This window comes from Leifsonia sp. Root112D2 (assembly GCF_001424905.1).
Classification (GTDB): Bacteria; Actinomycetota; Actinomycetes; order Actinomycetales; family Microbacteriaceae; genus Root112D2.
The window spans coordinates 1,822,249-1,835,610 of record NZ_LMCU01000001.1; the positions used below are offsets into that span (position 1 = coordinate 1,822,249).

General features: G+C 65.9%; 13 protein-coding genes. 8 read left to right on the top strand and 5 right to left on the bottom strand.

All coding sequences use genetic code 11. The features are described from left to right. Positions 1-56: 56 nt before the first annotated feature. The 3 genes from ASC63_RS08435 to groL all read left to right on the top strand — a co-directional run bounded on the left by ASC63_RS08435 (position 57) and on the right by groL (position 2,775). Positions 57-350, top strand: a complete 294-nt coding sequence (locus tag ASC63_RS08435) for a DUF3263 domain-containing protein (RefSeq protein WP_055811888.1) — start codon at positions 57-59, stop codon at positions 348-350. A gap of 19 nt (positions 351-369) precedes the next feature. Continuing rightward, positions 370-939: a LytR C-terminal domain-containing protein gene (locus ASC63_RS08440; protein WP_055811891.1), complete on the top strand. Its 570-nt coding sequence runs from the start codon at positions 370-372 to the stop codon at positions 937-939. Between the two features lie 216 nt (positions 940-1,155). After that, positions 1,156-2,775: a chaperonin GroEL gene (gene groL / locus ASC63_RS08445; RefSeq protein ID WP_055811894.1), complete on the top strand. Its 1,620-nt coding sequence runs from the start codon at positions 1,156-1,158 to the stop codon at positions 2,773-2,775. Positions 2,776-2,858: 83 nt separating this feature from the next. On the opposite strand, the gene ASC63_RS08450 is transcribed toward groL, so the two are convergent. Then, positions 2,859-3,149, bottom strand: coding sequence for a WXG100 family type VII secretion target (locus ASC63_RS08450; protein ID WP_055811897.1), 291 nt, complete (start codon positions 3,147-3,149; stop codon positions 2,859-2,861). A 295-nt stretch (positions 3,150-3,444) separates the two neighbouring features. Between ASC63_RS08450 and ASC63_RS08455 the strand changes: the two genes are divergently transcribed. Continuing rightward, positions 3,445-4,686 carry an acyl-CoA dehydrogenase family protein gene (locus ASC63_RS08455; RefSeq protein WP_055811902.1) on the top strand — a complete coding sequence of 414 codons (1,242 nt, stop codon included), beginning with the start codon at positions 3,445-3,447 and terminating at the stop codon, positions 4,684-4,686. 132 nt (positions 4,687-4,818) lie between these two features. On the opposite strand, the gene ASC63_RS08460 is transcribed toward ASC63_RS08455, so the two are convergent. The 3 genes from ASC63_RS08460 to ASC63_RS08470 are packed head-to-tail and all read right to left on the bottom strand — an operon-like array spanning position 4,819 to position 7,969. After that, positions 4,819-6,534, bottom strand: coding sequence for a sensor histidine kinase (locus tag ASC63_RS08460; RefSeq protein ID WP_055811905.1), 1,716 nt, complete (start codon positions 6,532-6,534; stop codon positions 4,819-4,821). A 31-nt stretch (positions 6,535-6,565) separates the two neighbouring features. Then, positions 6,566-7,258: a response regulator transcription factor gene (locus tag ASC63_RS08465; RefSeq protein WP_055811907.1), complete on the bottom strand. Its 693-nt coding sequence runs from the start codon at positions 7,256-7,258 to the stop codon at positions 6,566-6,568. Positions 7,259-7,276: 18 nt separating this feature from the next. Continuing rightward, positions 7,277-7,969 (bottom strand): helix-turn-helix transcriptional regulator, encoded by a 693-nt coding sequence (locus ASC63_RS08470; RefSeq protein ID WP_055811909.1) that lies wholly within the window; start codon positions 7,967-7,969, stop codon positions 7,277-7,279. Between the two features lie 87 nt (positions 7,970-8,056). Here ASC63_RS08470 and folE point away from each other — a divergent pair, with 87 nt between their 5' ends. Genes folE through ASC63_RS08490 form a run of 4 tightly spaced genes read left to right on the top strand, consistent with a single transcriptional unit; the run spans position 8,057 to position 11,703 of the window. Next, positions 8,057-8,671 (top strand): GTP cyclohydrolase I FolE, encoded by a 615-nt coding sequence (gene folE / locus ASC63_RS08475; RefSeq protein ID WP_082487407.1) that lies wholly within the window; start codon positions 8,057-8,059, stop codon positions 8,669-8,671. 35 nt (positions 8,672-8,706) lie between these two features. Beyond that, positions 8,707-9,930 carry an NAD(P)/FAD-dependent oxidoreductase gene (locus tag ASC63_RS08480; protein WP_055811913.1) on the top strand — a complete coding sequence of 408 codons (1,224 nt, stop codon included), beginning with the start codon at positions 8,707-8,709 and terminating at the stop codon, positions 9,928-9,930. A gap of 59 nt (positions 9,931-9,989) precedes the next feature. After that, complete coding sequence (gene folP / locus ASC63_RS08485) at positions 9,990-10,928, top strand: dihydropteroate synthase (RefSeq protein WP_055811916.1); 939 nt, start codon at positions 9,990-9,992, stop codon at positions 10,926-10,928. Continuing rightward, the gene (locus ASC63_RS08490) at positions 10,921-11,703 is read left to right on the top strand and encodes a pyrimidine reductase family protein (RefSeq protein WP_055811920.1); all 783 of its coding nucleotides are present in this window, start codon (positions 10,921-10,923) and stop codon (positions 11,701-11,703) included. The genes folP and ASC63_RS08490 overlap by 8 nt, the downstream gene beginning before the upstream one ends. Before the next feature lie 8 nt (positions 11,704-11,711). Here the strand turns inward: ASC63_RS08490 and ASC63_RS08495 are convergent, their stop codons facing one another. Further along, complete coding sequence (locus ASC63_RS08495; protein WP_055811922.1) at positions 11,712-13,352, bottom strand: DNA repair helicase XPB; 1,641 nt, start codon at positions 13,350-13,352, stop codon at positions 11,712-11,714. Positions 13,353-13,362: the final 10 nt, after the last annotated feature.

The window sequence follows — 13,362 nt, forward strand, 5'->3', positions numbered from 1 at the left end:
CATCACGCAAATATGATGTGCGAAGAGCATGAGACGTACGGTGACGGGAGGAAGGCATGCATAACGCTCCGGATGCCGACGCCTCGGCACCGCAGGAAGGCGGCCTCTGCGAGCGCGACGTCGCCATTCTCGCCTTCGAGCGCCAGTGGTGGCGCCATGCTGGGGCAAAGGAGCAGGCAATTCGCGAAGATTTCGGTCTCTCCGCCGCCCGCTACTATCAATTGCTGGGCGCGTTGATCGATTCCCCCGCCGCCCTCGTGCACGACCCGATGTTGGTCAAACGACTGCAGCGGATGCGTGATGCGCGCCTTGCCGCGCGCACCGCGCGATCCCTCACGCCGACGGACTAAGGATTCCTACACCACCGCTATGGCTGAAAAATATCCCGAGGACCAGTTCGACTCGGCCCCTGAGAACCTGCTGCGCGTGGGAGCGCACCGCGCGCCTCGTCGCAGGGGACGCGGCTGGATCGGCTTCGGCTGGGCCGTGCTGGCGACGGCCATCCTGGTTGCCGCGGGCGTGTTCGGACTCAATGCCATCAATGGCGATATTCACGTGCCCGGCGGATTCTTCGGTTCAGCAGCGAGCGGAACGCCCACGGCATCGTCGACGCCAACTCCGACCATCACGCCGATCGTCAACGGCAAACTGAACGTGACGGTGCTGAACGGCACATCGGTGGAGGGGCTGGCCACGAAGGTCGGCGACACTCTCGTGGCCGCGGGTTGGAAAGTGGATTCGCGCACAAACGCGAGCCAGTCAGACATCAAGCAGACGACCGTCTACTACTCGGATACCGCCAATGAGGCCGCCGCACTCGGCATGGTGAAATCGCTGAGCGGCGCGAAGGCAACGGCGGTGCTCACCCAGTCGTTCGTCGACACCGGCGCCGATCTGACCGTGGTCGTCGGCTCCGACTATGCCAGCAGCGCCCCGTAGCGCAGGCCGATAAGCGCGGCGGATTCGCCACGATCGGCGCATGCCGCCGACCCGGGTGACGATGCTCATTTCGTTCGTGAGGGGGCATCCGGAAGTCGCGGTGGCGCTCACTTGCACTCTCCTGTGCAGAGTGCCAGAATCGTCTTAGCACTCGGTTGATCCGAGTGCTAACAATCCGAATCTTTCGCAGACGTCCGGGAGGGACGAGAAACAACCATGGCAAAGATCATTGCTTTCGATGAAGAGGCCCGACGCGGCCTCGAGCGTGGCCTGAACATTCTGGCCGACACGGTCAAGGTGACGCTCGGCCCGCGCGGTCGCAACGTCGTTCTTGAGAAGAAGTGGGGCGCCCCCACCATTACGAACGACGGTGTCTCCATCGCCAAGGAGATCGAGCTTGACGACCCGTACGAGAAGATCGGTGCGGAGCTCGTCAAGGAGGTCGCCAAGAAGACGGACGACGTCGCCGGCGACGGCACCACGACGGCCACCGTTCTGGCTCAGGCGCTCGTGCGCGAAGGCCTGCGCAACGTCGCGGCCGGCGCAGACCCGATCAGCCTGAAGCGTGGCATCGAGAAGGCCACCGCTGCGGTCATCGCCGAGCTCATCGCCAACGCCAAAGAGGTTGAGACCAAGGAAGAGATCGCGGCCACGGCCTCTATCTCTGCCGGTGACGCCGAGATCGGCGCGATCATCGCCGAGGCCATCGACAAGGTCGGCAAGGAAGGCGTCGTCACCGTCGAGGAGTCGAACACCTTCGGCACCGAGCTGGAGCTCACCGAGGGCATGCGCTTCGACAAGGGTTTCCTGTCGCAGTACTTCGTGACGGACCCCGATCGCCAGGAGGCGGTCTTCGAAGACCCGTACGTGCTCATCGCGAACCAGAAGATCTCGAACATCAAGGACCTTCTGCCGATCGTCGACAAGGTGATCCAGAGCGGCAAGCAGTTGCTGATCATCGCCGAGGATGTCGACGGCGAGGCGCTGGCCACGCTGGTCGTCAACAAGATCCGCGGCATCTTCAAGTCGGTCGCCGTCAAGGCCCCCGGCTTCGGCGACCGCCGCAAGGCGCAGCTGCAGGACATCGCCATCCTCACCGGTGGCCAGGTCATCAGTGAAGAGGTCGGTCTCAAGCTCGAGAACGTGACCCTCGACCTGCTGGGTTCGGCTCGCAAGGTCGTCATCACCAAGGACGAGACCACCATCGTCGAGGGTGCCGGAGACGCCGAGCAGATCGCGGGCCGCGTTGCCCAGATCCGCGGCGAGATCGAGAACACCGACAGCGACTACGACCGTGAGAAGCTGCAGGAGCGTCTGGCGAAGCTCGCCGGCGGTGTTGCGGTCATCAAGGCCGGTGCCGCCACCGAGGTGGAGCTCAAGGAGCGCAAGCACCGCATCGAAGACGCCGTTCGCAACGCGAAGGCCGCCGTCGAAGAGGGCATCGTCGCCGGTGGTGGCGTCGCTCTCATCCAGGCCGGCAAGACCGCGTTCGAGAAGCTCGAGCTCGTCGGTGACGAGGCGACCGGTGCGAACATCGTCAAGGTCGCCATCGACGCTCCGCTCAAGCAGATCGCGCTGAACGCCGGTCTCGAGCCGGGTGTTGTCGCTGACAAGGTGCGCAACCTCGCGGTCGGCCACGGCCTCAACGCCGCGACCGGTGAGTACGTCGACATGCTGGCCGCGGGAATCAACGACCCGGTGAAGGTGACTCGCTCTGCCCTGCAGAACGCGGCATCCATCGCCGGTCTGTTCCTCACGACCGAAGCCGTCGTCGCGGACAAGCCGGAGAAGAACCCGGCTCCGGCCGGCGACCCGACCGGTGGCATGGACTTCTAAGTCCTCCCAGCAAGACAACGCAATGGGCGTCTCCTTTTCGGAGGCGCCCATTGCTGTTCGTATCCTGCGCTTCACCGTCGTGGTCAGTGGGCGAAGAGCCGCGTGTTGGCGGCCTCGATCTCGGCGTATTGCTGGGCGGCCTGGGTGAGCGCGTGGTTGATGGCCGCGAGGCTCTCCTCCACGCGCTGCTGGGTGCCGCGCCAATCGGCGATGACGCCCTGGAACGCGCTGGCGGCCTGGCCGCTCCACGAACTCTGCAGGTTCGTGAGCTGGCCGTGCAGCCCGCTCACCTCTGCCTGAATGCGTTCCATGGATGCGCGCACAGCGCCTGTCGCGCCGAGTACCGCCTCGCTGTCTACGTGAAAACTGGTCATTGCTTTCTCCTTGCCGCTGGGATCGTTCGGGTACTGCCGAGGCTAGGTCGCGCACCCCCGTGGGTGAGGGACAGCCGGCCATTCGGTGGAGTTTGGGCGCCGAACGCGGCCTGTGCAGGAACACTGACGGCTCGAGCGAACGATCGGCTCCACATTGCGAAATGTTGCCGCGAGTGACGCGCTGTTTCGCCCCATGAACGCCCGTATCGTCGGTGCTCGCATGAGCGCAGCATGTGGCTTACCGTCGCCATCATGCGGCACGGCAGTGGGCCGCCGACACGACGAGGAGCAACACATGAGCATCACCGTTCACGAAGCGATCAGCGCTTCGCCCTGGATCGCACGGCAGGCTCCGGCATCCGCCGCGCAATGGATCGAGCGGGCGGAGGAGGTCGCCGCGATTCTTGCCACGGACGCGGTCGAGCGCGACCGCGCGCAGGTCGTTCCTCATGCCGAGGTTCAGCTGTTGAAGGATTCCGGACTCGTCACCCTGCTGGGTCCCGCGAAATTCGGTGGGGGCGCACAGAGCTGGGAGACCGCGTACCGGGTGATCAGGGAGGTCGCATCCGGTGATGGCTCGATCGGTCAGCTGCTGGGCTACCACTATCTCTGGGCCTGGGCGGTGCGCCTCGTTGGCACCGAAGAACAGATCGCTGCCGTCGAGGAGTTGTACACGACGAACCGGTTCTTCTTCGGCGGCGCCGTGAACCCGCGCGACAACGATCTCACCGTCGTCGACGAGGGCGAGACGATTCTCTTCAACGGGCGAAAGACGTTCTCCACCGGATCGAAGATCTCCGATCTCACCGTGCTCGAGGGGTTGCTGGAGGGGACCGACACTCACGTGTTCGCGATCGTCCCCACCACGCAAGATGGCATCCGCTTTCACGATGACTGGGACAACCTCGGCCAGCGCCTGACCGAGTCAGGCGGTGTGACGATCACGGATGTGCGCGTCGACTGGGCGGGCGCGGCCGGCTTCGTGAACAAGAAGTTCACCCCACTCACCTATGGCACGCTGAATCTGCCCACGATTCAGCTCGTTTTCGCGAACTTCTATCTGGGGATCGCCCAGGGCGGCCTCAAGACCGCGACTGCGTACACCCGTGCGAAGACTCGTGCCTGGCCATATGGCGGTGACAATAAGGCGACAGCCGGAGAAGAGTGGTACATCCTCGACGGCTACGGGCGTTTGCAATCCGCGCTCTGGGCGGCCGAAGAACTCGCGAACTCGGCTGGTGCGGAGATATCAGCTCTCCTGCATGCGCCGCGAGAGCAACTCACGGCTGAGCAGCGTGGACATGCTGCGGTGCGTATCGCGGCGGTCAAGCAGCTTGCCACCGACATCAGTCTCGAGGTCGGCACCCGCATCTTCGAATTGACGGGCGCGAGGGCGACCGCGGCATCCGTTGGTCTTGACCTCTACTGGCGCAATGCGCGCACCCACTCCCTGCACGATCCGGTCTCGTATAAGCGACGCGAGGTCGGCGCATACACACTGCTGGGCGAGATCCCGGAGCCCAGCTGGTACACCTGAAGCGGCTGGGCCGCGCTGCCGGCTCGCAGCTCACCCCGCTTTCGCGGCGCACCCACGCCGTGGACGGGGTGCGCCGCGAAACCCGCGTGATCTGGGGGGATGAGGCGGGGGAACGTGGCAATGAGGCGCGGCTCAGACGGAGGGGGCGCCCTGCGGCTGAAGGGGTTGCGGCGCGCTGGGGGAGTCGGCCAGCGGCAGGCACACGCGGAACGTTGCGCCGCCGCCCTCGGTCTCCAACGCCTCGACCGTGCCGTTGTGCGCGGCGATGATCGAGGAGACGATGGCCAGGCCCAGGCCGCTGCCGCCTGTCTCGCGGGTGCGCGACGTGTCGGCTCGCCAGAAGCGCTGGAAGATCTTCTCGCGAATCTGCGGGGGGATGCCGTCGCCGTGGTCGACGATCTCCAGCTCGGCGCGCTCGGTCTGGTGGTTCACCTGCACGCGAATCTCGATGGGGCTGTCGTTGTCGGTGAACCGCATCGCGTTGCCCATGAGATTGGTGACGACCTGGCGAATCTTGTTCTCTTCGGCCAGCACTATCGCCGGGTCGGCGGGCGGAGCCGGGGGGAGAACGGGAACGGGCAGGCGCTGTATCTCACCGGTGTCGCCCCGTCGTGGGCGGCGGCTGCGCAGGCGGGCAAGCGTGGCGCCGGCGAACGAGATGGGCCCCGTCGCCGTGCTGCTCACGGGAACGGGCCTGGTCGGCGGATGCGTCGTGGGGGTCTCCATTGCCGGCTCGACCGGCGGCTGCGCCCTGATCGGTTCGGGGGTGACGACCGTGACGACGCGTCCGGGGGAGGAAGCCATGGCATCCATGGCGGCGTCGCGTGCGATAGGCACCAGGTCGACGCGGATCGGCTCAAGCGGCTTGGTCTCGTCGAGGCGCGCGAGCTCGAGCAGGTCTTCGACGAGCACGCCCATGCGGATGGCCTCGCGCTCGATGCGGTCCATGGCCTGGGTGACCTCGTCGGAGGTCTGCAGTGCACCCATGCGATAGAGCTCGGCGTAGCCGCGCAGTGAGACCAGCGGGGTGCGCAATTCGTGGCTGGCGTCGCCGACGAAGCGGCGCATCTGATCGATGGTCTTCGCGCGGTCGCTGAAGGCGCGATCGATGCGATTGAGCATGGTGTTCAGGGAGCGGTTGAGCCGCCCGACCTCGGTATTGGGTGTTGCGCCGCCAAGACGCTGGCTGAAGTCGCCGTCGGCAATGGCTGCAGCCGTGCGCTCCACCTCCAGCAGCGGACTGAATGTGGTGGTGACGAGCATGCGGGTCAGGCCTGCACCGATCACCACCACGAGAATGCCGAAGCCGAGGAAGATGGCCAGGTAGCTCGACATGATCGTGTCGATCTGGCGAGATGTCGTGGCCACGATGGCGATGCCGAGCGCGCCCGCGGGCGAGGCGAGATTGACCTGCGTGGCCACCGCCCGATACTGCGTGTGCTTGTCGCCGCTGGCCAGGTTCATGCCGTGGCCGACAAGCTTGCGCCCCTCGGCGAGGTCGAGACGCGCCGGAACCTTGGGCCGCACGCCGACGGACTCGTTTTTCCAGTTGTAGTCGATGAGTTCGCCGTCGGCGTCGTAGAGCGCGACGAAGTACGCCGAGGTGCTGCCGTCGCTGGCGACCTTCTGGCTGCTGCTCGAACTCGAGGCGAGGTAGGAATTGAGGTTGTTCGGCTGCGAGACGGCCAACAGCTGGGCGTCGAGCTGGTCGAAGAGCACAGGCTTGAGCATGGCCATCGTGCCGATACCAGAGACAAGCAGGCCGAGCGTGAGCATCAGCACGGTGACCCCGGTGATCTTGGTACGCAGGGAGACCGCGTTCCACTTTTCTACCAGTGTCGCGTGCATGTGACCGCCAGTTTAGAACGCGAAACTGGGCTTACGCCTTGGCCGCCTTGAGCATGTATCCGAATCCGCGCTTGGTCTGGATGAGCGGCTCGCTGGAGTGCGCATCCACCTTGCGCCGCAGGTAGGAGATGTACGACTCGACGATGCCCGCATCGCCGTTGAAGTCGTATTCCCAGACGTGGTCGAGAATCTGCGCCTTGCTCAGCACCCGGTTGGGATTGAGCATGAGATAGCGCAGCAGCTTGAACTCGGTGGGGCTCAGCTCGATGGCGGTGTCGCCGACGAAGACCTCGTGCGTGTCCTGGTCCATGGTGAGCTCGCCGGTGCGGATGACCGCGTCTTCGTCCGCCTGCATGGTGCGGCGCAGAATCGCCTTGATGCGGGCGACGATCTCGTCGAGGCTGAAGGGCTTGGTGACGTAATCGTCGCCGCCGACGGTGAGACCGGTGATCTTGTCTTCGGTGTCGTCCTTGGCCGTCAAAAACAGGATCGGCGCCGTGTAGCCGGCGCTGCGCAGGCGCTTGGTGACGCCGAATCCGTTCATGTCGGGAAGCATCACATCGAGAATGATGAGGTCGGGCTCCTCTTCGAGGACCGCGGAGATTGTCTGCGCACCGTTGCCCACCGCGCGCACGGCGAAGCCGGCAAAGCGAAGGCTGGTGGTGAGCAGGTCACGGATGTTGGGCTCGTCGTCGACGATCAGAATGCGGGGTCCGGATGTCATGGCACCAGTATCTGCGCGTTAGCTGAGTCTTCGCTGAGCGCCATCGGTGTGCTGTGGAACGGCGCGCACGCAGCAGCGGCCGGCATCCGGATCCTGCACGATCGTGTGGCATTGGTCTCCCGCGCCCTCGGCGACGCCTCGCACCAGCTCGAGGTTGAGATCGCAGACGATCTGGGTGTGCCGACGCGCGAGTTGGTGGAAGGGACAATTGCCGAGCACGATGTCGCCGCCCGGCTCGGTACGCGGCTCGAAACCATTGCTTTCGAGCGCGTCTTCGAAGGATGCTGCGCTCACGCCCGCCGCGCGGCCCGCCTCGCCGGCGACCCGTCGCACGGCAAGGCGCACCGGCTCGCCGGTTTCGTCGGCTTGCTCGATGGCGCTCGCCAAAACATCTCCGGCGAGTTCATAGTGGCGCTCGGGGAGTGTGACCGCGATTTCGGAGGGCGCACGCCGGTAGAGCTTGGCGGGCCGGCCCGAGCCGGGCCCGGTCTTGCCGCCGAGGCGGCGGAATTCCACCTCGAGCAGCCCCTCCTGCGCGAGACGGTCGAGATGGAACGCGGCGGTACTGCGGTTGAGGGCCAGGGAGTCTGCCGCCTCATCGCGGCCGACCGGGGCATCGCGCCCGGAGACGAACTCATAGAGCGCGCGCCGCACGGGATCTCCCAGTGCCGCGACGGCGGCGAGGCTGGCTGTGCGTGACGACTGCTCCATGGCATCCACTGTACTCTAAAAACAAGATTAGTTGACAGAAGAAATTTTACGCCCTACCGTCGAACTATCGCGTGAGAAAGGATCACCATGACCACCATTGCCGAGGCCCCGGAGGCGACTGCGCTGCATGCCGTGCCCGACACGAGCGCGGTTGACCGGCCGCGTGCGGTCAGGGCGGTTGCGGAACTGCTGCAGGCGTTCGGTCGTGATGTCAGCAGCCCGCACCTCAGCGCGACTCCGCGTCGCGTCGTCGATGCGTTCGAGGAACTCCTCACGCCGGTCGACTTCGACCTCACGACGTTTCCCAACGACGAAGGGTACGACGAGCTGGTGCTCGTCAAGGACATTCCGTTTCACTCGCTGTGCGAGCACCACCTGCTTCCGTTTCGCGGAGTCGCCCACATCGCGTACCTGCCGGGGGAGCGAATTCTGGGGCTCTCCAAGCTTGCCCGGGTCCTCGAATACTTCGCGCGAGACCTGCAGGTGCAGGAACGCCTCACCATTCAGGTGGCCGATTGGCTGCAGGAGAACCTCTCCCCACGGGGCGTCGGCGTCGTGCTCGAGGCGGAGCACATGTGCATGTCGCTGCGGGGTGTTCAGGTTGCGGGCACCACAACCGTGACGTCGGCGCTACACGGCACCATTCGCGACGACGCACGGGCTCGCAGCGAGTTCTTCGCCCTCGCCGGGCTGCGCGCCTGAGACTCACCATCGCATCGAACCAAGGAGACAACGACATGTCAGAGCAGGTATTCATCATCATCGGAGGCGGCCTCGCCGGAGTCTCGGCCGCCGAGGCGCTACGCTCCGAGGGCTTCGAAGGCCGCATCCGGTTGTTTGCCGGTGAGGCACACGCCCCATACATTCGGCCGCCGCTGTCGAAGGAATACCTCAAGGGCGACGCCGAGCGCGATTCGATCTTCGTGCAGAAACCGGAGTGGTACGCCGACCAGCGCGTGGAACTCGAGCAGGGTGTCTCCGTGCGCTCGATAGATACGGATGCGCACACCGTCACGCTCGCCGACGACCGCACGGAAAGCTACGATCGGCTGTTGCTGGCTACCGGTGCCTCGTCACGGCACCTCGCCATCGATGGGGCGAATCTCGACGGGGTGCACTATCTGCGCACCGTGGAGGACAGCGAGCGTCTGCGCGAGGAGATCGCATCCGGAGGCAAGCGCGTGGTGATTGTGGGTTCGGGCTGGATCGGGCTTGAGGTCGCCGCCGCCGCACGCGGCTATGGCAACGAGGTGACGGTGATCGGGCGCGAAGAGCTGCCCCTGGACAATGTGCTCGGCACCGAACTCGGGGAGGTCTTCGCTGCGTTGCACACGGCCAACGGGGTTCGTCTCCTGGGCGGGGCGAGCACACGCGGTTTCGACGGCGAAGACGGCCGGGTTACCGCCGTGGTCACGGGCAGCGAAACGATTGCCGCCGACGTTGTCGTGATAGGCGTCGGGGCCGTGCCGAACGTGCAGCTCGCCAAGGACGCCGCACTCACTGTGGACAACGGCGTGCTCACCGATGAGGCGCTGCGCGCGAGTGCCGCGGATGTCTTTGCAGCCGGTGACGTCGCCAACGCCTACCATCCCGTGGCGGATGCACATCTGCGCAACGAGCACTGGGCCAACGCCATCGCGCAGGGCAAGGCGGCGGCGAAGTCGATGCTGGGCCAGAGCGTCGTCTTCGACGAGATTCCGTATTTCTACACGGACCAGTTCGATCTGGGCATGGAGTACTCGGGGTACCCGACCCTCACGCGTGATGCCACGGTGGTCTTTCGCGGAGATGTCGGCAAGCGTGAGTTCATCGCCTTCTGGGTCTTTGAGGGTCGCGTCGTGGCCGGCATGAACGTGAACGTGTGGGACGTGAACGACGACGTGCAGGCCCTCATTCGATCGGCTCGCACGGTTGATGCGGCGAGGCTGGCCGACCCGACGGTGCCGCTGGCCGAGGTGTGAGGGCGCTCTGCGCGGCATCCGGTGTGTGCTGAGCGGGCGGATGCGCAACGATGGGTGACATGACCGCAACTGATGTGAAGACCGGTGCGCAGGCATCCGCCGTGTTCATGCCGCCGCTGACGAGCTCGGTTCGCACGATCGGCGCGCACACCTTCGACTTCTCGCGTCAGGTCGCGGTGATGGCGATAGTCAATCGCACCCCCGACTCGTTTTACGATGGCGGGCGCACCTTTGCGCTCGACAGGGCCGTCGAGGCCTCCCTGCGCGCGGTGGCTGAGGGTGCCGACTGGGTCGACATCGGGGGCGCGCCCTTCGCGCCCGGCCTTGCCGTGCCCGTCGAGGAGGAGGCGGAGCGGGTGGTGCCCGTTGTCGCGGCGCTGCGCGCGGCATCCGACGTGGTGATCTCGGTCGACACCTTTCATGCCGAGGTGGCGCGGCGGGGAATCGAGGCAGGCGCGACGGTGATCAACGACACGACGGGGCTCAGCGACCCTGAGCTGGCCCACGTGGTCGCCGACAGCGAGGCGACGCTCGTGATCACGCACAGCCTGGCCAGCCCACGCACGCAGTATCCGCGGCCGCATTACGACGACGTTGCGGCGGAGATCGCCGCGTTTCTGCGCGAACGCATCGAGCGCGCGCTGTCCGCAGGCGTTCCCGAGGAACGCATCGTGATAGACCCGGGCCACGATCTCAACAAGAACACGCTGCATTCGCTGGAGTTGACTCGGCGCCTGCGGGAGATTGCCGAGATCGGCCTGCCGACTCTCGTCGCGCTCTCGAACAAGGACTTCATCGGCGAGACGCTCGATCGCTCCCGTGCCGAGCGGCTCGAGGGCTCGCTCGCGGCGGCCGTGTTCTGCGTCACGCAGGGCGCACGAATCGTGCGCGTGCACGAGGTGGCGCAGACCGTTGCGGCCGTGCGCATGACCGAGGCCATTCTGGGCATGCGCGAACCGGCATATACGCGGCACAACATGGGGGATGCCAATGAGTGACGGGGAGATTCGCCGCATCTGGCCGGTCGGCGCTGTGACCGACGCGGCCCACGCTGCGAGCGACGACGAGATTGCCGAGTGGTATTCGGTCTCCGACCGATCCCGCCGCTGGGCGCGCGTGAACTTCGTCTCCAGCCTTGATGGCTCTGCCACTCACGCCGGCCGTTCCGGCGGGCTGGGCGACACGGCCGACAGGCGGGTCTTCGACGTGCTGCGCCGGCTGTGCGATGTGGTGGTGGTGGGGGCCGGAACGGTGCGGGCCGAAGGCTACGGGCCGATGCGCGTGGACGAGCCGGCCGCCGTCTGGAGGCGCGCGCACGGCCTTGCGGAGCATCCGGTGTTCGCTCTTGTCTCGGCCAGGCTCGAGCTCGACCCCGCCAGTCGTATCTTCACGGATGCCCCGGTGCGGCCGATCATCGTGACGGTCGACGCCGCGCCTCGTGAGCGGCGTGCGGCGCTGTCGAAGGTTGCGGACGTGATTACCTGCGGAGTTGCGAGCGTGAACACGAGTGCGATGGTCGATGCCCTCGCCGAGCGCGGACTCGTGCAGGTTCACTGTGAGGGCGGACCACACCTTTTCGGGACGATGATTGCGGATGGCACGGTGGATGAACTGTGCCTGACGATGAGCGCGCAGCTGGAAGGCGGGAGCGGGCCGCGCATCTCAAACGGATCGGAACTGCCTGCCTCGCGTGGCATGCACCTCGCGCAGGTGCTGGCATCCGGAAACACCCTGCTGCTGCGCTACATGCGGCAGGGGTCGCTGGTCGAGTAGCCGCGCTCTTACGCGGTGAGACCGTCGGCGTCGAGAATCGTGTAGCTGTAGCCCTGCTCGGCGAGGAACCGCTGCCGGTTCTGCGCGAAGTCCTGATCGACGGTGTCGCGCGCGACGAGCGTGTAGAAGTTCGCCGACAGGCCCGACTCCTTGGGTCGCAAGAGCCTGCCCAGCCGCTGCGCTTCCTCCTGACGTGAGCCGAACGATCCGGAGACCTGAATCGCCACGGTGGCCTCCGGCAGATCCACCGAGAAGTTCGCCACCTTGGAGACCACGAGCACCGTTGTGCGGCCCTCGCGAAACTCCTGGTACAGCCGTTCCCGCTCGTCGACGGGCGTCGCGCCGGTGAGCTTGGGCGCGTGCAGTTCCTCGGCCAGCTCGTCGATCTGGTCCAGATACTGCCCGATCACCAGGATGCGTTCGCCCGCGTGCCGCTCAACCAGCTGCTTCACGACATCCAGCTTCGCCGGTGCCGTCGCCGCCAAACGGTAGCGCTCGTCGTCGGCCGCAGCCGCATACGACAGTCGCTCGGACTGCGGCAGGTCGATGCGTACCTCGTAGCAGGCTGCGGGGGAGATGAAGCCCTGTGCCTCGATCTCCTTCCACGGCGCGTCGAAGCGCTTGGGGCCGATGAGGCTGAACACATCGCCCTCGCGGCCGTCTTCGCGCACGAGCGTGGCGGTGAGGCCCAGCCGACGCCGGGCCTGCAACTCGGCGGTCAGCTTGAAGACCGGTGCGGGCAGCAGGTGTACCTCGTCATAGACCACGAGGCCCCAGTCCATGGCGTCGAGCAACGAGAGGTGCGCGTATTCGCCCTTCCGCTTGGCGGTGAGTATCTGGTAGGTCGCAATTGTGACCGGCTTGACCTCCTTCACCTGCCCCGAGTACTCGCCGATCTCCTCAGCGGTCAGCGTGGTGCGCTTGAGCAGCTCGTCGCGCCACTGCCGGGCCGAAACGGTGTTGGTGACGAGGATCAGCGTCGTGGTCTTCGCCGTCGCCATCGCCCCGGCGCCCACGAGCGTCTTGCCGGCACCGCAGGGCAGCACGACAACGCCCGAGCCGCCGTCGAAGAAGTTGGAGATGGCCTTGTTCTGGTAATCGCGCAGCGCCCAGTCGTTCTCCAGAAGGGCTATCGGGTGCGGGGTGCCCGGCGTGTATCCGGCCAGGTCCTCTGCCGGCCAGCCCAACTTCACCAGCTCCTGCTTGAGCTGTCCGCGCGCCCAGGCCTCCACGGTGAACGAGGTGTCATCCACCCGACCCGTGAGCAGCGGGGCGATGCGGCGGGCACCGGAGATCTCGGTGAGCACAGCGAGATCATCCGAGCGCAGAATCAGCGTGCCCTCGGCATCCCGTTCGATGACGAGCCGCCCATAGCGAGCGACGGTCTCAGAGACGTCGACCGACACCGTCTGCGGAATCGGAAACTTGGAATAGCGCTCCAGCGTGCCCAGCATGTCCTCGGCGGTGTGACCGGCGGCTCGAGCGTTCCAGAGCCCGAGGCGCGTGATGCGGTACGTGTGGATGTGTTCGGGCGCGCGTTCCAACTCGGCGAAGACGGCGAGATCATGGCGGGCATCTTCGGCCTGCGGATGCGCGACCTCAAGCAACACCGTGCGGTCGCTTTGGACAATAAGGGGGCCGTCAGACATAGCCCTCTAC

Bases quoted from the DNA above. Each gene is read 5' to 3' on its own strand.
- ASC63_RS08435 (WP_055811888.1), top strand. From the start codon at position 57: ATGCATAACGCTCCGGATGCCGACGCCTCGGCACCGCAGGAAGGCGGC.
- ASC63_RS08440 (WP_055811891.1), top strand. From the start codon at position 370: ATGGCTGAAAAATATCCCGAGGACCAGTTCGACTCGGCCCCTGAGAAC.
- groL (WP_055811894.1), top strand. From the start codon at position 1,156: ATGGCAAAGATCATTGCTTTCGATGAAGAGGCCCGACGCGGCCTCGAG.
- ASC63_RS08450 (WP_055811897.1), bottom strand. From the start codon at position 3,149: ATGACCAGTTTTCACGTAGACAGCGAGGCGGTACTCGGCGCGACAGGC.
- ASC63_RS08455 (WP_055811902.1), top strand. From the start codon at position 3,445: ATGAGCATCACCGTTCACGAAGCGATCAGCGCTTCGCCCTGGATCGCA.
- ASC63_RS08460 (WP_055811905.1), bottom strand. From the start codon at position 6,534: ATGCACGCGACACTGGTAGAAAAGTGGAACGCGGTCTCCCTGCGTACC.
- ASC63_RS08465 (WP_055811907.1), bottom strand. From the start codon at position 7,258: ATGACATCCGGACCCCGCATTCTGATCGTCGACGACGAGCCCAACATC.
- ASC63_RS08470 (WP_055811909.1), bottom strand. From the start codon at position 7,969: ATGGAGCAGTCGTCACGCACAGCCAGCCTCGCCGCCGTCGCGGCACTG.
- folE (WP_082487407.1), top strand. From the start codon at position 8,057: ATGACCACCATTGCCGAGGCCCCGGAGGCGACTGCGCTGCATGCCGTG.
- ASC63_RS08480 (WP_055811913.1), top strand. From the start codon at position 8,707: ATGTCAGAGCAGGTATTCATCATCATCGGAGGCGGCCTCGCCGGAGTC.
- folP (WP_055811916.1), top strand. From the start codon at position 9,990: ATGACCGCAACTGATGTGAAGACCGGTGCGCAGGCATCCGCCGTGTTC.
- ASC63_RS08490 (WP_055811920.1), top strand. From the start codon at position 10,921: ATGAGTGACGGGGAGATTCGCCGCATCTGGCCGGTCGGCGCTGTGACC.
- ASC63_RS08495 (WP_055811922.1), bottom strand. From the start codon at position 13,352: ATGTCTGACGGCCCCCTTATTGTCCAAAGCGACCGCACGGTGTTGCTT.